The sequence below is a fragment of the Yoonia litorea genome, from assembly GCF_900114675.1.
Classification (GTDB): Bacteria; Pseudomonadota; Alphaproteobacteria; order Rhodobacterales; family Rhodobacteraceae; genus Yoonia; species Yoonia litorea.
Genome location: NZ_FOZM01000001.1, coordinates 1,776,889 through 1,796,322 on the forward strand (window position 1 = coordinate 1,776,889; position 19,434 = coordinate 1,796,322).

18 protein-coding genes and 1 tRNA gene are annotated in these 19,434 nt (G+C 55.4%); 14 read left to right on the forward strand and 5 right to left on the reverse strand.

All coding sequences use genetic code 11. The features are described from left to right. Positions 1-28: 28 nt before the first annotated feature. The 8 genes from BM316_RS09110 to BM316_RS09150 all read left to right on the forward strand — a co-directional run bounded on the left by BM316_RS09110 (position 29) and on the right by BM316_RS09150 (position 6,493). Entirely contained in the window at positions 29-310 is a 282-nt protein-coding gene (locus tag BM316_RS09110) for an STAS domain-containing protein (protein ID WP_090206727.1), read from the forward strand. Next, entirely contained in the window at positions 307-675 is a 369-nt protein-coding gene (locus tag BM316_RS09115) for a response regulator (protein WP_090206730.1), read from the forward strand. The genes BM316_RS09110 and BM316_RS09115 overlap by 4 nt, the downstream gene beginning before the upstream one ends. Positions 676-677: 2 nt before the next feature. Next, positions 678-2,789 carry a chemotaxis protein CheA gene (locus BM316_RS09120; RefSeq protein ID WP_242649803.1) on the forward strand — a complete coding sequence of 704 codons (2,112 nt, stop codon included), beginning with the start codon at positions 678-680 and terminating at the stop codon, positions 2,787-2,789. Then, on the forward strand, positions 2,779-3,246 hold the full coding sequence (locus BM316_RS09125) for a chemotaxis protein CheW (protein WP_090206733.1): 468 nt from the start codon (positions 2,779-2,781) through the stop codon (positions 3,244-3,246). Before BM316_RS09120 ends, BM316_RS09125 begins: the two co-directional genes overlap by 11 nt. Next, the gene (locus BM316_RS09130; protein ID WP_090206736.1) at positions 3,243-4,139 is read left to right on the forward strand and encodes a CheR family methyltransferase; all 897 of its coding nucleotides are present in this window, start codon (positions 3,243-3,245) and stop codon (positions 4,137-4,139) included. The genes BM316_RS09125 and BM316_RS09130 overlap by 4 nt, the downstream gene beginning before the upstream one ends. Next, complete coding sequence (locus BM316_RS09135; RefSeq protein WP_090206738.1) at positions 4,136-4,522, forward strand: response regulator; 387 nt, start codon at positions 4,136-4,138, stop codon at positions 4,520-4,522. The genes BM316_RS09130 and BM316_RS09135 overlap by 4 nt, the downstream gene beginning before the upstream one ends. Positions 4,523-5,000: 478 nt before the next feature. Further along, on the forward strand, positions 5,001-5,984 hold the full coding sequence (locus BM316_RS09145; RefSeq protein ID WP_090206743.1) for a CheB methylesterase domain-containing protein: 984 nt from the start codon (positions 5,001-5,003) through the stop codon (positions 5,982-5,984). Between the two features lie 134 nt (positions 5,985-6,118). Next, entirely contained in the window at positions 6,119-6,493 is a 375-nt protein-coding gene (locus BM316_RS09150; protein ID WP_242649804.1) for a chemotaxis protein CheD, read from the forward strand. 98 nt (positions 6,494-6,591) lie between these two features. Here the strand turns inward: BM316_RS09150 and BM316_RS09155 are convergent, their stop codons facing one another. The 4 genes from BM316_RS09155 to BM316_RS09170 all read right to left on the reverse strand — a co-directional run bounded on the left by BM316_RS09155 (position 6,592) and on the right by BM316_RS09170 (position 11,461). Beyond that, positions 6,592-7,467 (reverse strand): NAD(P)-dependent oxidoreductase, encoded by an 876-nt coding sequence (locus BM316_RS09155; RefSeq protein ID WP_090206746.1) that lies wholly within the window; start codon positions 7,465-7,467, stop codon positions 6,592-6,594. A gap of 36 nt (positions 7,468-7,503) precedes the next feature. Further along, a complete protein-coding gene (locus BM316_RS09160; protein ID WP_090206749.1) occupies positions 7,504-9,390 on the reverse strand; it encodes an acyl-CoA synthetase in 1,887 nt (628 codons plus the stop codon). A gap of 111 nt (positions 9,391-9,501) precedes the next feature. Next, a complete protein-coding gene (locus BM316_RS09165) occupies positions 9,502-11,292 on the reverse strand; it encodes an ABC transporter transmembrane domain-containing protein (RefSeq protein WP_090206755.1) in 1,791 nt (596 codons plus the stop codon). A gap of 95 nt (positions 11,293-11,387) precedes the next feature. Further along, positions 11,388-11,461 (reverse strand) — tRNA-Gly (locus BM316_RS09170). 329 nt (positions 11,462-11,790) lie between these two features. Here BM316_RS09170 and BM316_RS09175 point away from each other — a divergent pair. Genes BM316_RS09175 through mnhG form a run of 6 tightly spaced genes read left to right on the forward strand, consistent with a single transcriptional unit; the run spans position 11,791 to position 17,740 of the window. After that, entirely contained in the window at positions 11,791-14,661 is a 2,871-nt protein-coding gene (locus BM316_RS09175; protein ID WP_090206758.1) for a monovalent cation/H+ antiporter subunit A, read from the forward strand. Position 14,662: 1 nt separating this feature from the next. Beyond that, the gene (locus BM316_RS09180) at positions 14,663-15,022 is read left to right on the forward strand and encodes a Na+/H+ antiporter subunit C (RefSeq protein ID WP_090206761.1); all 360 of its coding nucleotides are present in this window, start codon (positions 14,663-14,665) and stop codon (positions 15,020-15,022) included. Next, positions 15,019-16,578, forward strand: a complete 1,560-nt coding sequence (locus tag BM316_RS09185) for a monovalent cation/H+ antiporter subunit D (RefSeq protein WP_090206764.1) — start codon at positions 15,019-15,021, stop codon at positions 16,576-16,578. Before BM316_RS09180 ends, BM316_RS09185 begins: the two co-directional genes overlap by 4 nt. Next, positions 16,579-17,079, forward strand: a complete 501-nt coding sequence (locus tag BM316_RS09190; RefSeq protein ID WP_090206767.1) for a Na+/H+ antiporter subunit E — start codon at positions 16,579-16,581, stop codon at positions 17,077-17,079. After that, positions 17,076-17,363, forward strand: coding sequence for a K+/H+ antiporter subunit F (locus BM316_RS09195; protein ID WP_090206769.1), 288 nt, complete (start codon positions 17,076-17,078; stop codon positions 17,361-17,363). The genes BM316_RS09190 and BM316_RS09195 overlap by 4 nt, the downstream gene beginning before the upstream one ends. Next, on the forward strand, positions 17,360-17,740 hold the full coding sequence (gene mnhG / locus BM316_RS09200; RefSeq protein ID WP_090206772.1) for a monovalent cation/H(+) antiporter subunit G: 381 nt from the start codon (positions 17,360-17,362) through the stop codon (positions 17,738-17,740). Before BM316_RS09195 ends, mnhG begins: the two co-directional genes overlap by 4 nt. 54 nt (positions 17,741-17,794) lie before the next feature. On the opposite strand, the gene BM316_RS09205 is transcribed toward mnhG, so the two are convergent. Next, positions 17,795-19,357 carry a bifunctional metallophosphatase/5'-nucleotidase gene (locus tag BM316_RS09205; protein WP_090206774.1) on the reverse strand — a complete coding sequence of 521 codons (1,563 nt, stop codon included), beginning with the start codon at positions 19,355-19,357 and terminating at the stop codon, positions 17,795-17,797. Between the last annotated feature and the right edge of the window lie 77 nt (positions 19,358-19,434).

Genomic DNA, 19,434 nt, shown 5'->3' on the forward strand with positions numbered 1-19,434 from the left:
ACGTGTTTTGTTTGAAAGACGGGGCCACATGCCAGAAGAACATTCCTCATTCGTCTTGCCGCCGGTCATGAAGGCGGAGGATTGCGTTTCATTGCACAAAGATCTCAGCAGACAACCAGACCTGCCAGTTTCGCTTGATGCCAGCGGCGTTGAACGGCTTGGCGGCCAAACTGTGCAAGTCATCGTGGCGCACATCCGACTGCGTTCGATGCGCGATATCAACATGGTGATTTCAGCACCGTCGCCGGCGTTTCTCGCCACATTTGCCACTCTCGGGCTTACCCAAGTGGTACAGGATGCAATGCAATGACCACCCATGTTCTTGCAATCGACGATTCACGTACGATACGCACCCTTCTGACGATGGCGTTGGAAGAAGCGGGGTTCAAGGTCACGACGGCTGTCGACGGCGTCGAAGGCGTTGAAAAGTTCGGGCAGGTTGATCCGGATCTGGTCATCACGGATGTCAACATGCCGAAGAAGGATGGCTTCGGTGTCATTGAGGATATCCGCAAAGGCGACAGGAACCGCACTGTTCCTGTACTTGTTCTGACAACCGAAAGCGGCGCTGCGTTGAAAGAACGCGCACGCGCCGCTGGTGCGACCGGTTGGATCGTCAAACCATTTGAAGATGCATCGCTGATCAGCGTCATCCGGCGACTGACAGGAGGCTAGGCATGGCAATGGACAACGCCATCCTCGACGCCTTCTTCGAAGAGTGCGAAGACTTGTTGGCCTCCCTCGTCGATGGGTTGGCCGAAATGTGCGCTGGCACAACTGATACCGAGACCATCAACGCGGTTTTCCGCGCTGTGCACTCAATCAAGGGGGCTGCGGGGGCCTTCTCGATGGATGCTTTGGTCAGTTTCGCTCATAAGTTCGAGACGGTTCTCGATGCCTTACGCGCTGGTCAGATAACAGCTGACGACACGCCACTCAAAGTTTTGCAAAGGGCTGGCGACGTGCTTTCAGATCTCGTTGAGGCTGAAAGAGATGGAACGATTGTCCCGGAAGATCGGGTTGACCCGGTGCTAGCGGATTTGAACGACTTCCTTGGTGATACGCAAACTGACGACGACGAGGCATTTTCCTTCGAAGCTCTCTCTCTCGATTTGGGCTCAGCCGACGTATCACACAGCTATCTATGCACTTTCACTCCTAGAAAGGCCTTCTACGATACTGGCCACGATCCTCTCTTGCTGATCAAGGCGCTGAAAACTCTTGGTCCCGTACAGGTCAGATGTGATCTGCAGACCCTTCCGACAAAGCTGGCCGATTTTGACCCTCAGGACGGCTACCTCACTTGGCAAGTTTCGGTCGGCGACCAAAGCGATGATCTGAAAATAAGGGAAGTCTTCGAATTTGTAGATGATCTTAGCGATCTACAGGTGACGCTGGCGGACGAAAGTGCCGACAGTGTTGACCATCGCGTTCAGTCACTGCCCGTCGAAGAAGGCGCCGCGCTAATCGATTTGCCGCCACCGCCGGCGTCCGATGATCTGCCAGTCCCCGAAGCGCAAAACACGCAAATCCCTCCAAAACCGGCCACCCCAGATCGTGGAACGCGAAAATCCTCCGCATCACTGCGCGTCGATCCTGAGCGCGTGGATCGACTGATCAATGCCGTCGGGGAGTTGATAATCAACCAGTCGGTTATTTCACAGCGCATACAAGAAGCGGCGCTGCCCACTTCGTCTGACATCTTCTCTGACCTTGACGACTACAAACTTCTTGCGCGTGAGATCCAGGAGGGCGTCATGGCCATTCGCGCCCAGCCAGTGAAACCGCTTTTTCAACGCATGTTGCGCATTGCCCGCGAAGCTGCTGATGCTACCGGCAAATCAGTATCGATCCTCACTGAAGGCGAAGCCACCGAAGTCGATAAAACAGTCGTCGAGCGGCTTGCCGACCCGCTGACGCACATGATCCGAAATGCCATTGATCATGGCCTTGAAGACCCCGAGACACGCCTTGCCTCAGGCAAAACAGAAACAGGGACATTACGTCTCACCGCAAGCCAGAAGTCAGGAAGCATCGTCATCGAAGTCAGTGATGACGGTGCGGGTCTTAATCGTGAACGTATTTTCGAAATAGCTGTGGAGAAGGGGTTGATTGAGCGTGACCTCCAACTTTCAGAACCCGAAATTGACCTCTTGCTGTTCGCACCCGGCTTTTCCACTGCGTCGGAAATTACAAACCTCTCTGGCAGAGGCGTCGGAATGGATGTGGTCAAGACAGCCATCACGGAACTGGGGGGCAAGATCTCGATCGCAAGTACAGCAGGCGAAGGCACGACTTTCACGATCAGCCTGCCACTAACCCTCGCGGTGATGGACGGTATGGTAATCAACGTCGGCGGACAGACAATGGTCGTGCCGATCGCAAGTATCATTGAAACTGTGAGGCCCACCGCGACAGACCTTGCGACGATAGGGTTACAAGGCAATCTGCTCCGGATCCGGGGGGAATACGTGCCGATCATCGATCTTGGCGCAAGACTTGGCGATCACCAGGCCTCATGCTCTCTAACCGACAAAGTGCTGCTTCTCATTCAAACCGAAGCAGTCCAGCAATGCGCTCTCGCGGTCGATGAAATATTCGATCAGCGCCAGATTGTCGTGAAAAGCATGCAAGGCAACTATGGCGAAATTCCTGGCATTTCAGGTGCAACAATCCTGGGTGATGGCAAGATTGCCTTGATCATCGATACAGACTCCATCGCGTCGCAATCGCCACCGCATATGCCTGACCCACAGAATTTGACGGAGGATTTCAGACGTGTTGGATAACGCAGCAAAAGGGGACGATCTTCAGCAGGAATTTGTGACCTTCATCGCTGGTGGTCAAAACTTTTGCATTGAGATTACACAGATTCGCGAAATTCGTCGCTGGGCGCCGGTAACCGTTCTGCCACACTCGCCACGGCATGTTCTCGGCGTGATCAACTTGCGCGGTGCCGTCATTCCGATTGTCGATCTTGCTGCCAAGCTCGGGTTTGCCCCCATCGAACCGACTGAGCGTCATGTCATCATCATCGTCGCAGTTTCTGACCGCATCATCGGGCTCCTGGTGGAATCTGTTTCCGAGATTCTCGGTGTCAGGCAGTCGATGGTGAAGGAAACACCCCGCACTCAGGAAGATGAAGCCGTGAAAGCGATTGAGGGGATCATTCCGCAAGAGCAAGACATGACAAAAATCATCAACCTGGGCATTCTATTGCCGCAAAGCGGGCACCTTGCAGCATGACAGCGCAATATCAACCCCCGATTGCGAGCCATCCGAGCTCCACTGATCTTTCTGATGCTGACTTCGAAACGATCTCAGAAATCGCAAAATCGCGTTTCGGCTTGGACCTGCAGCCGTCCAAGCGCCCACTCGTCCATTCACGACTGTCAAAGCGGTTGCGTGCGCTCAGCATTGATAGCTTTGCCGAGTACTGCGACCGTCTCAAACGCAAAATGGATGAAGGAGAGGAAGACCATCTTCTCAGCGCACTCACGACAAATGTCACACACTTCTTCCGCGAGCCACACCATTTCGCATTCTTGCGTGATAAGATCGCACCGCAACTGCGCAAGCGCGCAACGTCAGGACAACCCATTCGGATTTGGTCTGCGGCATGTTCCACAGGTCAAGAAGCATACTCTATTGCTGGCACACTGATTGATGCTCTCCCCGGCATCATAAACCAAGATGTTCGCATCCTCGCAACCGATGTTGACCCAGCAGTGATCCAGACCGCAAGAAGCGCGACTTATAAGGCAGATCAGCTCTCTCAGATACCTCATGCCATCCGCCCTCTCCTCTTGGATGGGGCGCCGAGCAATGGATATTTCACCATCAGACAAGAGGCGCGTAGGCTTGTGCGCTTTGCCCCCCTTAATTTGATGGACGAATGGCCGATGCGCCGCCGCTTCGATCTGATTTTCTGCCGCAACGCTGCGATCTACTTCGACAAACCGACCCAGAGCAGACTTTGGGAAAGGTTCGCACAAAGTCTCAATAACCAAGGTCATCTGATGATTGGACATTCTGAGCGGCTCAGCGGACCAGCGTGTCAAACCATGAAAAACGTCGGCACAACCACCTACCAAAAGAACAGCCTCGACTTCAATCTTGCCAAAGGAAATCACTCATGAGTCTCAAGGACAATTTGCGTGTCATGGTTGTCGACGACATGGGCGTCAGCCGTGGCCTTCTTATTCAGGCGATCGAAGAGTTGGGGATCTGGAAAAATGAAGCCGAAAAGGACGGGCGCGCCGCATTTGAAAGGCTCGCCAAGGATCCGGTCCACCTGGTGCTTTCTGACTATAACATGCCCGGGATGGATGGTTTGGCCCTGCTTCAGGCACTGCGGCAAAATCGGACAACCGCCCGCATCGGTTTTATTTTGGTCACAGGCAATCCGACTGCAGAGATAGTGGCCAAAGGCAAGGCGCTCGGCCTCAACAATATGATCAAGAAACCGTTTTCGACAGCAGCGCTGAAGCAATGCATCGAGAGTGTCGTAGGCCGCTTGTAATGCAACAGTCGTCCCCTGAGAACTGTCGGGATCCAAAACATACACAACATGATTTCGATCGTCTCTTAGTCGGGGCTGCCAATGTCGTGTCTATGATTAAATGTCAGTTGGCGGGTGCGGAAGCCGCCGCGCTTGCCGTTCTGCGGTCTCAACAAATTGATAACGAAACCCGACACAGCTTGCAGTCCTTCGACAGGCTTCTGCAGTCACTCAGTGAGGTCGAGCAGCTTCTGAGATGTTGTGCAGACGTCGATAGCTGTCAGACGGGCGTTTCGCGGTGTATCAATCAGATAAAGTTGGAAACAGTGCGTGCGTGCTTTGAAGACCAGACACCTCAACAGACCTCCATACGGCCCGAGAATACACCCGAGATCTTTCACGATTAAGAAACGGCACACGGTTTTGAACACTGCCGCTCATTTTCGGGAGCCTCTCGCCCCTTTTTGATCCGCGAAAATAAATTCTATGAAGGCACCGGATGACGAAAAAAATCTTGATTTGTCACAAGTCTCCAAACGCGTCCCGTCAGTTAAGAGACTCCATTAAGGAGGCCATCCCGGAAGCGCGACTAAATCACGTCGGAACACTGACAGAGGCATACAATCTCGTTGAACATCGCCTTCCTGACGCTCTCATTTTGCAAGAGGAACTCGCGCGACAGCCAGAGGCAGAGCTTCTGTTTGCCCTTGCCAGGCTCACCGAGGTCAGGGCAGTTATCGCGACAGATCGAGACAGCCAACCAGTATGTGAAACTCTCGTCGCCTACCCCCGATTGTCACTGACCAGCGGAAGCGATGACATAGCGCGCATTCTCCGCTGTGTTCGACGCACCTCCGAAAGTCAAATTCTCAGCAAACACGAGACGGTTTCCAACAACTATGACCCGGAGAAGATCATACTGATCGGGGCGTCCACAGGTGGCATTGATGCCTTGATGCGGGTGCTGTCACATTGGACAGCCACCTGCCCGCCAACCCTGATCGTCCAACATACCGGAGCATCGCATCTCAATAGCCTCGCAGGTTTGCTGAACCGGGCGTGCGACGCAAGGGTGCATCTGGCAACAGATGGCGAAAGCTTGCAAACAGGTTGCGTCTATCTTGCGCCTGGCGGTAGCGCGCATCTCTGTCTGACACCCGAAAAACGCCGACTACGGCTTGATCCAGCTCCGCCAGTCTCAGGACATCGGCCGTCAATTGACGCGCTGTTTCACTCTGCACGCCCCTATGCTGAGCACGTCGCAGCAGCACTTTTGACTGGGATGGGGCGGGATGGCGCGCAAGGGATACTCGCTTTGCGCGAAGCCGGCGCTCTGACCTTTGGTCAAGACCGCGCTACATCGGTGGTTTACGGTATGCCACGCGTCGCCAAGGAAATTGGCGGTATTGGCCAAGAACATCCCATCGACAAAATTGGCCCAGCGCTTTTGGCCGCATCACAGCGAAAACGGTCAGCCGCATGAGGGGCTCATCAAAAATCGTGACCGTCATTCAGGGCGAGTTCTCCATCTCAGCGGACCCTGACGTGACTCTCACCACGGTATTAGGGTCGTGCATTTCAGTGTGTCTTTTTGACCCTTTCCGGAAAGTCGGTGGGATGAACCACTTTTTGTTGGCGACGTCGCGAAACGATCAAAAAGGTGATCTCAAATACGGCGTTCACGCTATGGAATTGCTGATCAACCATCTGCTCCACGCCGGTGCCTCACGACAGGACTTACTGGCAAAGGTTTTCGGTGGTGCGCGAATGCTTGAGCATTCTGGCGATATCGGAAGGACGAATGCGTCCTTCGCTTTGGACTTTCTCGACAAGGAAGGCATCACTTGCCTGGCGCAAAGCGTTGGCGGGACAAGCGCCAGACGGATCAGGTTTCATCCGACCAGCGGGGCCGCACAGCAAATGCAGGTCAAGACCGCGGTTCGGGAAACGCCTGTTCCCGTCGCTCCGAAGGCTGATGTCACCCTCTTCTGACCAACCGCAAAAGTCTGAAGCAAAACGGCTCAAAACAGGAAAATGTCCGGTGAGCACAGACCTGCAGTCATCCACACTAGCCTTTCAACAAAGCGCAATCAGGAGTCGATGGCTTGCAACCGCTTTAGCAATGATGATGTGTCCCAACGACCGCCACCAAGCTTCTGCACGTCCTTGTAAAATTGATCCACCAACGCAGTGACCGGCAGGCTAGCACCGTTTTCGTCAGCCGTCGAAAGACAGATCCCGAGGTCCTTGCGCATCCAGTCGACAGCAAAACCGTGATCCCATTTGTCGTCAAGCATCGTCTCGTAGCGGTTTGCCATCTGCCAGCTTCCTGCGGCACCCTGGCTGATCACTTCGACCACAGAACGACCGTCGAGACCCGCTTTCTGCGCAAAATGAAGTGCCTCAGACAATCCCTGCACCAGTCCGGCAATCGCAATCTGATTGCACATCTTGGTCATCTGTCCCGCGCCGCTTTCACCGATCCTGCGGCACAGTTTGGCATATGCGCCGATGACGGCCTCAGCCTGTACATAATTGCCTTCGCTGCCACCACACATGATAGAGAGCTGCCCGTTTTCCGCGCCAGCCTGTCCACCGGAGACTGGTGCATCGACGAATCCGATGCCCTTCTCGGACGCTTTGTCATGCAGTTCACGCGTCACTGCTGCCGATACCGTCGTGTGGTCCACAAAAAGGGTGCCTTCGGCCATTGCCGCAAAAGCACCGTCTTCGCCGAGGCAAACAGAGCGCAGATCATCATCGTTGCCGACGCAAGCCATGACCATTTCAGCACTTGCAGCAGCCTCAGAGGGCGTCTTGCCAAGGGCACCGCCATGTTGGGAAACCCAATCCTCGGCCCTTGCCGTGGTCCTGTTGTAGACGGTGACATCGTGCCCCGCAGACTTCAGGTGCCCCGCCATCGGATATCCCATAACCCCGAGGCCCAGAAATGCGACTTTTGCCATTGCGCTGATCCTTCCCTTATCTTGTTGTCAGGGAACTTAGCTCGCGACCTCCCAAGGAACAGTATAGGCATTCAACGCATTGCCGATTTCTTCGTCGGTCGCGTCGCCGGTTTTCCGGATATGCGCAACGAGCCCGCGTTTCTTGTCTTCGGTCACTTCCTTTACCTCGGCAGACAAATCTACAAGTGCTTCGTCGAAGATCCGGGTGATAGCGCGTTTACGAAGATCAGGTTTGAAGATTTTTCCAACAGCCGTCTTCGGTAGCTCGTCCAGCACCTCAAGATGCTTAGGATGGGCTGCACGTTCATGGATATGGGACTTGGCAAATTCCATAAGGTCTTGCTCGGTCACGTCCGCGCCATCAACCAATTCGACGTAGACGCATGGGACTTCGCCAGCGTGTTTGTCGGGCTGGCCGATTGCACCGGCAAAGGCAACAGCATCATGTCCTGCCAAGGCTTCCTCGATTTCGGCCGGGTCGATATTATGGCCACCACGGATGATCAGGTCTTTCGCCCGCCCCGTGATCCATAGATAACCATCGGCATCCTTGCGCCCCAGATCGCCGGTGCGAAGATACTGCGTGTTGGACTTGTCGCCTCCGCGGTACAGATCAGCATTTTTATCAGGTTCGGTGTATGTGTCACCATAGGCGACGCCGGGGTTGCTGACGCAAATCTCACCGATTTCATCAACCCCGAGTTCTTCCCCGCTCGTTGGTGAAATAATGCGCACATCTGTGTATGGGAACGGCACACCAATCGAGCCTACACGCTTTTCCCCTTCAGGCGGGTTAATCGATACAAGACAAGTCGCTTCGGTCAGGCCATAGCCCTCACAGATCGTCACGCCGGCAGCTTCTTCAAACCGGCGGTACAGTTCTAGCGGCAAGGGTGCCGAACCGCAGAACGCCAGACGAAGGGTCGAGATGTCCGCATCGACCTTGCGCTGCATCAGCGCCGACATCGCCGTCGGCACCGTGATCATAAAGGTCACCTTATGCTTTTCGACCAGCTTCCAGAAGTTATCGAAGACACCTTCACCGCGGTAGCCTTGTGGCGTGGGAAACACGATCTGCGCACCGGACCCCAACGAGGCCCCGAGAGACACGATTGTCGCGAACACGTGGAAGAGCGGCAGCGGACAGATTTGCACGTCATTCTCGGTAAAGAGCAATCTGTCGCCTAACCAGGCATTGTAGATGATGCCTGAGTATTTGTGCTGAACGACCTTGGGCATTCCGGTCGTGCCGCCGGTATGGAAATATGCAGCGACGCGATCAGCCTTGCTGTCTTCGAATTTGAGGGTTTTGGGCTGCTTGGCCAGCTCTGCGTTGAAATCCAGAACCGTCGCTTTATGCGCTACCGGATTTTTGGGACGGATCAGCGGGACAATGAATTTTTTCAATCCGGTAAGATACCGCAGAAGATCAACTTCCAGAACGTGGGTCACATTCGGGGCAAGGCGCACAGCCTCTGCGGCCTTTTGTGCAACATCGGTTTTCGGGAAAGCCTTGAGCGTCACCAGCACTTTCGCTTTGGTTTCGCGCAGGATTGCCGCGATCTGCTCTGCTTCCAGAAGAGGGTTGATGGGATTGACGATGCCAGCGACCTGACCGCCAAGATAGGTCAGGATCGTCTCGGTCGCGTTGGGCATGAGATAGGCGACAACATCGCCTTCGCCCACGCCGAGATCGCGAAACATGTTGGCCGCCTGCGCAGAGTTGTCCCGCAACGTGTTCCAATCAAGCGTTTCACAAGGCGCATTTGGATCGGAGAGCAGACTAAAGCTGGTGGCCTTGCGTGTGCCGAATTTTTCGGCCGTCTGGGTCAGCAAACCGAATGTTGTTATTGGCTTGCTACGGTCTTCCCAAAGCTTTTCGTTTTCGATGGCGTTCCGGTCTGCGATTGTCGCAAATGCCATGGCGTCTCTCCCTGTCTTTATCGTCCGTGCAGCGCACGGCCTCCCCTTTCGGTGCAGGTTGGGGCAAGAACAGGGTCAACCACAAGTCTGACGCTGCGAAAAATTGCAATCTTACTCTGCGGCAACGCCTTCGGTGAATTGTAGCCGCGCAAGGCGCGCGTAAAGTCCACCTTGTGCGACCAGAGCATCATGCGTGCCCTGAGCAACAATTTTGCCGTGTTCCAGAACAATGATCCGGTCGGCCTTCTTCACCGTGGCAAGACGGTGGGCGACAATCAAAGTCGTGCGGGTCTTTGCCAGATCTTCGACGGCGCGTTGTACGGCATATTCGCTTTCGGCATCCAGTGCGCTGGTTGCCTCATCCAAAAGCAGCACAGGCGCGTCACGCAGGATTGCCCGCGCAATCGCAATGCGCTGTTTTTGTCCGCCTGAAAGCATGACGCCTCGCTCACCGACATAGCTGTCGTAGCCGTCTGGCAATGCAATCAGGAACTCATGGGCCGCAGCAGCCTTTGCTGCCTCCTCGACCTCGGCGTCCGTGGCGTCTGGTCGACCGAACCGGATGTTTTCGCGTGCCGTATCGGCGAAAATCACAGGGTCCTGCGGGACGAGTGCGATGTGCTTGCGGAATGCAGGGCGCTCCAGATCACGCAGATCGACACCATCAAGTTTCACCGCACCGCCCTGCGGGTCATAGAACCGCTGGACCAACTGAATAATGGTTGTTTTGCCCGCGCCTGATGGTCCGACCAACGCAACTGTCTCGCCTGCCGTGATATGCAGATCGATACCATCAAGTGCCGAGATATCCGGGCGCGAGGGGTAATGGAAATGCAATCCTTCGAACGAAAGCTCGCCTTTCACCGGCGGTGATAATGTTTGGGGGTTCGCGGGGTCCAGCACCGAATCTTCCGCCGTTAGCAATTCGACAAGACGCTCCGTCGCGCCTGCGGCGCGTTGCAACTCGCCCCAGACCTCGGAAAGTGCAGCGACCGCACCGCCGACCATAATCGTGTAGATCATGAACTGGACAAGACCACCTTCGGTGATTTCGCCCTGACTGACGTCTTCAGAGCCCATCTGCAGGAACAGAACGATGGCTGCAAAAACCATCATGATAACAATTGCTGTCAAAGCCGCGCGGGTCAGAATGCGTCGTCTGGCCGAGCGGTAGCTTTGCTCGGTGACATCATCGAATTTCGCGCGGCTGAGTTCTTCGTGTGTGAAAGCCTGAACAGTTTGTGCTGAGAGCAATTGCTCTGAGGCATCACCGCTCGATTCAGCAATCAGGTCCTGATTTTCCTTCGAAAGGCTTCTGACCCGGCGTCCCAGCAGCAGGATCGGGAACAGGACCACAGGGATGGGCCAAAGCACCATCAGGCTCATTTTGACGGAGGTCGTCAGCATCAGGATGACGCCGCCAAAGAATATCAGGATGTTGCGCAGAGCAATCGAAGCGGAGCTGCCGATGACCGACAGGATCAATGTCGTGTCTGTCGTGATCCGGCTGAGCACCTCTCCGGTCATGATCCGTTCATAGAATGCCGGACTCATCGAGATCATACGATTGAATACCGCCTTGCGGATATCAGCAACGACACGTTCACCCAACCGTGTCACGAGATAGTATCGCGCGGCCGTCCCAAGCGCGAGAAGGATCGCGATAACCATCATGAGGTTGAAGTATTCGCTCATCTGGTCGCTGCTCAGACCAAAAGTGTCCACCACCAGCCGCGCCGCAATTGGCAGTGTCAGAGCGACGGTCGCCGTAAAGACCAGCGCAAAACCCGCTGCAAAAAGATTGGCCTTATACGGTTTGATGAACGGCCAAAGCGCACGCAGCGCGCCAACCTTATTGCCGACGGGGCGATCCTCGGGTCGGGTTTTCTGCGTATCCGCCATGCGTGGTCCTTAGTCGCTTTGGTTCGACATAAAACTGAACCGAGCGTTTCACAAGCAGTGCGTGTGCATCTGTCTTATTTGAAAATGTATGGGATTGGAGCGGGCGACGGGAATCGAACCCGTATCTCTTGCTTGGAAGGCAAGGGTCTTACCATTACACAACGCCCGCGCTCTGCGCTTCTGGTATGCCAGCGTTTGTGTAACGTCAAGCGGGTCACAACGTCTGTTGCCCACTCTTATGCGACTTTCAGCCGCCCTTATCCAATAGATGATTGGGGCCAACATTCTGCCTTTCAGCGGCGGCGGAAGCGCCAATGGCAACCACATCAATATCTGCCAGCAATTTGTTAGCGCAAACCTTTCTGACCCTTCGCAAATAGCTTTCAGATGTGGCCTTTTGGGGGCTTTGTGCTTTACAAGCAGAGCAATCGCAGGCCGGACGCCGGATTCGCCACCCGATGCCCTCTGACCTGTGCAAGTAGCTAGCCGGGGGATCGCGTGTCACTCTTCATTATTGTTGCCCTGCCGTTCTTTGGGGCGCTTTTGCCCGGCTTGATGAATCCCGCAGGCCGATCTGCGACCGCAGGTGTGACGTTCACCGTGACACTGAGCGCTTTTATCGGTCTGCTCACAAACCTTCCGGCCATCATCGCAGGTGAGGTCGTCACGGCGCGGATCGATTGGATGCCGCTGCTGGGTCTCAACTTCACACTGATGCTTGACGGTCTTGGATTCTTTTTTGCCATGCTCATTCTTGGCATCGGCCTTTTGATTATTGCCTATGCCCGTCAGTACCTCAGCCGCGAAGACAACATGGGCGAATTCCTGACCTACCTGTTGCTCTTCCAAGGTGCGATGGTCGGGATCGTTCTGAGCGACAACATATTGCTTTTGTTGATTTTCTGGGAACTGACGTCGCTATCGTCATTCCTGCTTATCGGATATTGGAAGCATCTTCCCGAGGGGCGACAGGGTGCGCGTATGGCGCTGACCGTCACGGGGATGGGCGGCCTTGCAATGATCGGCGGGATGCTGATCCTTGGGAACATCGTTGGCAGCTATGACCTCAGCGTCATCTTGCAGAATCGCGAATTGATTCAGGCGGATCCGCTTTACCTTCCGGCACTGATCCTGATCCTGCTAGGATGCTTCACAAAATCAGCGCAGTTCCCATTCCATTTCTGGCTACCTCATGCCATGGCAGCGCCCACACCGGTGTCGGCCTACCTGCACTCCGCCACAATGGTAAAGGCCGGCATCTTTCTGATGGCGCGCATGTGGCCGGTTCTCTCAGGCACGCCGGAATGGTTTGTGATCGTGACAACCGCTGGCCTGATCACGATGGTTCTGGGCGCCGTGATCGCTGTCTTCAAGCATGATCTGAAGGCTCTGCTCGCGTTCTCAACTGTCAGCCATCTGGGCTTGATCACGATGCTTTTGGGGACAGGCACCGCTTTTGGTGCCATGGCCGCCGTCTTTCACATCCTCAACCACGCAACATTCAAAGCTGCCCTCTTTATGTCGGCAGGGATCGTCGACCACGAAGCGCATACCCGCGACATCCGACGGTTGGGCGGTTTGCGCAAACTGATGCCTGTAACCTTCGCAATCGTCACCTTGGCAGCACTATCGATGGCGGGCATTCCTTTCCTCAACGGCTTCCTTTCCAAGGAAATGATGCTTGAAGAAGCGACGCATACAGTGCTTTTCGATTTGCCACTGCTTGTGCCTGTCCTTGCGACGATCGGATCGCTGTTTTCCGCCGCCTACTGCTTCCGCTTGATTAGCCACACCTTCCTTGGGCCGGTCCGCGACGACTATCCGTCAAAGCCACATGATCCGAATGCTGCCATGTGGTTGCCGCCCGCGCTCCTGATTATCCCGGTGATCGTCATCGGTGTTGCGCCATTCCTTGTTGAGCCGTTTGTCCGTCTGGTCACCTACTCAGTGCTCGGTGGCGCGGCCGAGATGCCATATGCGCATCTGAAAATCTGGCACGGCTTTGGGCCGGCACTCTATATGTCGATGATTGCTGTGGTCGGTGGGCTGTTGGTACTGGCGCTCTTCAGACCGGCTTTGACTCTTTGGGACGCCACCCCGCGCCCGGAAGCGAAAACGATTTTCGAAGCGCTGATCGCCGCTGTTGTTGATCTGGCGCGAATGCTGACCCTCCCCCTGCACAATGGCGCATTCTCTCGCTATGCCGCTATCGCAACAATCTGGATTGTCGGTGCGGGTTATTTTGCCTGGCGCACAGGTACGGCAAGCCTTGCAGACTATCCCAACCAGACGACAGATCCCGTTCTGATTTCCGGTTGGGCGATGTTGGTTGCAGCGACGCTGGGTATGGTTTTCCTCCATCGCAACCGCTTCTTGTCGCTGATCCTCATGGGGATCGTCGGGCTGATGGTTTCCGTCGGCTTTGTCTTCCTGAGTGCGCCTGACCTTGCCATGACGCAGTTCACCGTCGAGGCAGTGACGATCATCCTGATGTTGCTTGCCCTGAACTTCCTGCCCGAGCGCACACCTGTCGAAAGCACGGTGCTGCGCCGGATGCGGGACACGGTTGTTGCAATCGCGGGTGGCTTGGCCGCCTTTGGCATGGCCTACTATTTCATGCTCCGCGATCCGGTCGCGCCGACCATTTCCGACTTCCACCTAGCAAACTCCTACAAGGGTGGCGGCGGGACAAACGTCGTCAATGTCATCCTGGTTGACTTCCGTGGTTTCGACACCTTCGGCGAGATTATCGTACTCAGCATCGCAGCACTTCTGATTTATGCACTGACAGAGGCACTTTTGGGCGGACCGATCCGGGCGCGCCTGCTCAACCGCAAACCACAGCGCCCGCAGGCCGGTGGTGTGCACCCGATGATGATGGTGGTGCTGACGCGAGGTATGATGCCAGTCGCATTGATGGTTGGTTTCTACATCTTCCTTGCCGGTCACAATGAGCCTGGCGGCGGCTTTATTGCGGGTCTCATCGTCTCAATCGCGGTCGTGATGCAGTATATGGCCAGCGGCTTTGCCTGGGCGTCCGATCGCCTGAGGTATCCTTACCATGGCGTAATCGGCGCAGGCGTTCTGGTCGCCGGTCTGACGGGGATCGGATCATGGTTCGTGAGCAAACCCTTCCTGACATCTGATTTCACCTACGTGCGCATTCCGCCTTTCAACGAGTTTGAATTGGCGACAGCGGCCTTGTTTGACGTCGGCGTGTTCTTGTCGGTTGTCGGTGCGGTGATGCTGTCGCTTGAAAGCTTCTCTCGCTTGGCACGGCGCAAGGACTCACCTGAGAGCGATTACGCGATGGATATCGACCCATCTCGGCATGATCCGGAACCGCAATCAGCACAGGAGGGCGTGTAAGATGGAATTCTTGATTGCCTCTGCCATCGGTGTGCTGACAGCCGCAGGTATCTACTTGCTGCTGCGACTGCGGACCTTTCCTGTCATTTTGGGAATCTCATTGCTGACCTATGCAGTGAACGTCTTTCTCTTTACGACGGGCCGCGTTGTGATCGGCGCACCGCCTGTCTTGCGAGACGATATCGACTTTTACACCGATCCCTTGCCGCAAGCACTTGTCCTCACTGCAATCGTGATCTCGTTCGGGATGACGGCGGTTGTCGTCATGATCGGGCTTGGCGCATTCCTCGGCTCTGACGATGACCACGTGGATGATCAGGTTACGCCCTCAAATGACGGTGAGAAGGAGGGCGCGAAATGACCCATTGGCTGATCGCTCCTATCCTGTTGCCCGCAATGATGGCACCTTTCATCGTTCTGGCGGCGCGCTACCACATCGGGATCCAGCGCGTTTTCTCGATTGCTGGCGTCCTGACGCTGGTGCTGCTGTCGGCGGGCCTCGCTTGGGCTACCTCTGACGGAACAATTCTGTTGTATCAGCTTGGCGATTGGGCCGCGCCATTCGGGATCGTCCTTGTCGGAGACAGGCTCTCGACGCTGATGATCCTGCTGACGTCTGTCCTGGCCCTCTTTGTCTTGGTCTATGCGATCAGCGCCCGCTGGGACGAGCGTGGGCGACATTTCCATGCCCTGTTCCAGTTTCAATTGATGGGGATACTCGGGGCATTTCTGACCGGCGACCTCTTCAATCTCTTTGTTTTCTTCGAGGTCCTGTTGATTGCCTCATACGGGTTAATGATCCACTCAGGTGGTACGCAGCGACTGCGGGCTGGCGTGCAGTATGTGCTGTTCAATCTGATCGGCTCGACACTGTTTCTCTTCGCACTCGGGGCGCTCTACGCAGAGACGGGCACCCTCAATATGGCTGATCTGGCCGAACGCGTGACATTGATTGGCCCAGACGAGACGGCTGGCATCCGTATCGCGGCAGTTCTGCTCTTGCTGGTTTTTGCCATCAAGGCTGCACTGGTGCCATTGCATTTCTGGCTCCCGTCCAGCTATGCCGAGGCCCCTGCCCCCGTTGCCGCGCTTTTTGCAATCATGACCAAGGTCGGGGCTTATGCGATCATCCGGGTTTACACGATGATCTTCCCCACCGATCTGGAGGCCACTTCCGGTCTGCATGATGTGTGGTTGCTTCCGGTTGCTTTGTTGACCCTCATTGTTGGGACCGTCGGCGTATTGGCAGCAAAACAGTTTGATCGGCTCATCACCTTTGCGATCATTGGATCAATGGGGATGGTTGTCGTCGCCGTGGGCCTGTTCAGCCAAGAAGGCATTGCAGCAGCACTCTACTACATCGTTCATTCGACACTGGCTGCCGCCGCGCTCTTTTTGATTGTTGATCTTGTCAGAGCCAGCCGCAGCGATCTCGCTCTTGAGGCTCGACCACCCATCAACGGCGCGATTCCGATCGCCGGGCTGTTCTTTCTGGCCGCGATTGCGATGGCAGGACTACCGCCACTGTCAGGCTTCTTGGGTAAGTTGCTTGTGCTGCAAGCGGCTTTCCCCACGCAATCCATGATCTGGGTCTGGGCTATCGTGCTGGTGACAAGCCTGATCAGTGTCGTTGGCTTTGCGCGCGCTGGCAGCACGATCTTCTGGAAGGCAAAGGCAATTCCTCTGCCTCCCGCTGATCCTGACGTACCAACACAAGCGACCGAACCTGCCACGATGTCCTATGTCGCAGTTGGCAGCCTTGTTGTCCTGCTTGCGCTGCACACAGTTCTGGCGGGTCCGATCCACGGATACACGACACAGATCGCGGCACAGCTGTTCAACCCTGCCCCCTACATCACCACCGTGCTGGAAACGCCGGGCAAGCTCAGCGATGGCGCCAAAGAGGAGGATCACTAGATGAAACGTGCATTCTACTGGCTGATCCCCCACCCGCTATTGACGCTGATCCTGACAATCACCTGGGTGCTGCTGCAAAACGAGCTTTCTGCCGGAATGCTGGTTTTTGGTTTCATTCTTGGCATCTTGATCCCGTGGATGACCTCCGTCTGGTGGCCCGATACACCCAAAAGCTTCCATCCTTTGCGGATGGTTAGCTACAGTTTCGTGGTGATCTGGGACATCATCGTCGCCAACATTGAGGTCGCTTGGATCGTGCTGACGGTTCCGGCCAACAAGCTCAAACCAGCTTGGATTGTCGTGCCTTTGCGCCTGCGCCAGCCAGAAGCGATTACGATGCTGGCTGGCACCATCACGCTGACGCCGGGAACAGTGTCAGCAGACCTGTCAGATCAGGGACGATGCCTGCTCGTGCATGTGCTGCATACAGAAGACCCGGACAGCATCCGTGATGATATCATCAATCGCTACGAAGCGCGGTTACTGGAGATTTTCGCATGATCCTGGCCACTCAATTCCTCAACATCGCGATTGCGATCACCTTTCTGTCTTTGGCGATCGGACAGATCATGTCGATGGTGCGCCTTGTGCTTGGGCCCACCTCGGGTGATCGCGTGCTGGCGTTGGATACAATGGTGATTAACGCCCTTGGGCTGATCATCACCCTCGGTATCTATAAGGGCGTTCAGATTTACTTCGAAGTCGCACTACTTATTGCGATGCTGGGCTTTGTGTCCACGGTCGCTTTGGCGCGCTTTATCTTGAGAGGAGACGTAATCGAATGACCCCTCAGATTATCGGCACCTATATTGCTTCGCTTTCGCTGATCATCGGATCAGGCTTCGTGCTGGTTGGCGCGATTGGACTGTTGAAGTTCAACGACCCCATGACGCGTCTTCACGCACCGACGAAGGTAGGAACCTTGGGGATCGGGATGCTGCTCGTCGCCTCGGTTATTCATTCGTTCGATATCGGGCGACCATCAATCCACGAGTTTCTGATTATGGCCTTTCTCTTTGTCACGGCGCCAATCTCGGCAAACTTTATTGCCAAGGTGAACATCCACCGCCGCGCTTGTGAAACGCCGCCTGATCCATCGCACGATACGACCTGGTCGACCCTGAGTGACGATCTGGACGAACAGGCAGTCGAGACAAAATAAAAAACGCGCCGCAGAAAACTACGGCGCGTTCTTCTTCTCAATAAACCTCTCGGCTTATTTCATTGTGATGCGGCCATCTGTGTATGGCTGGTAAGGCGCATTTTCAGCCAGATACTCTGCTGTCACATCAGCAAGGTCCGGTCCGAAGTCATAAGCGTTATTGGCATCTTCAAACATCGAATAACCGTCGCCGCCGTTGCGCACATAGTTGTTGGAGACAACACCATATGTGGCTGCAAGGTTGATGGCTTCGCCACCCACCATGACGTCAGAGATCCGCGAACCTGCCGGTGCTGAAGCGTCCACCGTAAAGGACATCCCCGCAACCTGAGGGAAGCGGCCTGCGCCTTCTTCGATCTGGCCGACACCGTTTTCAAGTGCTGCGACGATATCGCCACCGGTCACTTCAAACGTGGACAGCGTGTTCTGGAAAGGCAGAACGGTCAGGACTTCGCCCATTGTGATCTCTCCAGCGTCGATAGAAGCCCGCAGACCACCGCCGTTCTGGATTGCAATCTGGATGCCCTGATCAGCCACGCGTGCCAGCATCGCGTCTGCAACAAGGTTCCCCATCGGGCATTCCATCGCGCGGCAAACAGAGCGGTCGCCCTCGATCGCTTCGGCAGCATCAGCCACAACACGTGTCTTCATCTCTTCGATTGGACCGGCAAGCTCGGCAACACGTGCAACGGCTGCTTCATCTTCCGCGACGGACGCATCCAGCAGGATCGTGTCGCCGGTTGCAGACGTCACGTTGCCTGCGTCATCAAACTCAAGCGTCAGGTGACCGATATACTTGGAGTAGGCATAAGCCTGCACGACCGGCACACCGTCGACCATTGTCGGATAGGCCATCGCCCCTTCCTCGGTGTTCGAGAAAAGCGTGTGAGAGTGACCGCCAACGACCGCATCAACGCCATCGACAGCTTCGGCGATTGCCATGTCTTTCGTCATACCGACGTGGGTCAGCGCGATGATCTTATCGACGCCCTGTTCCTGCAAAGCGGCGACATCAGCCTGCAGGCTTTCAATCTCGTTAGTGAAGATCACAGCGTCGGATGGGCTCGACGTCTCTTGTGTGTCCACTGCCAGCGCCGAAATAATGCCGATCCGCTGGCCGCCAACTTCCAGAACGACATGGTTCTCGACCTGACCGGCCAAGACGTTCGAGCTCGAGACATCAATGTTGCCAGAAATCACAGGGAAGGAGACGTTATCGGTCAGCTTGCGCAAACCTTCGTCACCGTCGTCGAATTCATGGTTGCCGACCGCCATGACATCGTAGCCGATCTGTTCCATGAATTCAGCTTCGACGTCACCTTTGTAGGTCGTGTACATCAAGCTGCCCTGATACTGGTCGCCCGCATCAAGCAGGATGACGTTTTCTCCGGCGAGTTCTTCACGCAGTTCGTTGATCTTGGTGATGACACGGGCAATGCCGCCGAAGCATTTTCCTTCGGCATTATCTTCGGCGCTACAGGTCGAATCGAAGCGGTTGATTGGCTCGATCCGGCTGTGCAGGTCATTGGTGTGGATAATGTGCAGCGTGTAATCGGCGGAAGCCGCGCTGGCCATCAGCGCAACGCCGCAGGTGGTTGTAAGAATTCTTGTTAGCATTTGGATTTGATCCCCCAGTGTTGGAATACCAGCAGCTTGTCGAGGGCCAGAAAGAGAGTCAAATCCAATCCGCTTTG

What these genes read in the sequence shown, in the direction of transcription:
- BM316_RS09110 (WP_090206727.1), top strand. Translation starts at nt 29, where the DNA reads ATGCCAGAAGAACATTCCTCATTCGTCTTGCCGCCGGTCATGAAGGCG.
- BM316_RS09115 (WP_090206730.1), top strand. Translation starts at nt 307, where the DNA reads ATGACCACCCATGTTCTTGCAATCGACGATTCACGTACGATACGCACC.
- BM316_RS09120 (WP_242649803.1), top strand. Translation starts at nt 678, where the DNA reads ATGGCAATGGACAACGCCATCCTCGACGCCTTCTTCGAAGAGTGCGAA.
- BM316_RS09130 (WP_090206736.1), top strand. Translation starts at nt 3,243, where the DNA reads ATGACAGCGCAATATCAACCCCCGATTGCGAGCCATCCGAGCTCCACT.
- BM316_RS09135 (WP_090206738.1), top strand. Translation starts at nt 4,136, where the DNA reads ATGAGTCTCAAGGACAATTTGCGTGTCATGGTTGTCGACGACATGGGC.
- BM316_RS09145 (WP_090206743.1), top strand. Translation starts at nt 5,001, where the DNA reads ATGACGAAAAAAATCTTGATTTGTCACAAGTCTCCAAACGCGTCCCGT.
- BM316_RS09150 (WP_242649804.1), top strand. Translation starts at nt 6,119, where the DNA reads ATGAACCACTTTTTGTTGGCGACGTCGCGAAACGATCAAAAAGGTGAT.
- BM316_RS09155 (WP_090206746.1), bottom strand. Translation starts at nt 7,467, where the DNA reads ATGGCAAAAGTCGCATTTCTGGGCCTCGGGGTTATGGGATATCCGATG.
- BM316_RS09160 (WP_090206749.1), bottom strand. Translation starts at nt 9,390, where the DNA reads ATGGCATTTGCGACAATCGCAGACCGGAACGCCATCGAAAACGAAAAG.
- BM316_RS09165 (WP_090206755.1), bottom strand. Translation starts at nt 11,292, where the DNA reads ATGGCGGATACGCAGAAAACCCGACCCGAGGATCGCCCCGTCGGCAAT.
- BM316_RS09180 (WP_090206761.1), top strand. Translation starts at nt 14,663, where the DNA reads ATGGAATTCTTGATTGCCTCTGCCATCGGTGTGCTGACAGCCGCAGGT.
- BM316_RS09185 (WP_090206764.1), top strand. Translation starts at nt 15,019, where the DNA reads ATGACCCATTGGCTGATCGCTCCTATCCTGTTGCCCGCAATGATGGCA.
- BM316_RS09190 (WP_090206767.1), top strand. Translation starts at nt 16,579, where the DNA reads ATGAAACGTGCATTCTACTGGCTGATCCCCCACCCGCTATTGACGCTG.
- BM316_RS09195 (WP_090206769.1), top strand. Translation starts at nt 17,076, where the DNA reads ATGATCCTGGCCACTCAATTCCTCAACATCGCGATTGCGATCACCTTT.
- mnhG (WP_090206772.1), top strand. Translation starts at nt 17,360, where the DNA reads ATGACCCCTCAGATTATCGGCACCTATATTGCTTCGCTTTCGCTGATC.
- BM316_RS09205 (WP_090206774.1), bottom strand. Translation starts at nt 19,357, where the DNA reads ATGCTAACAAGAATTCTTACAACCACCTGCGGCGTTGCGCTGATGGCC.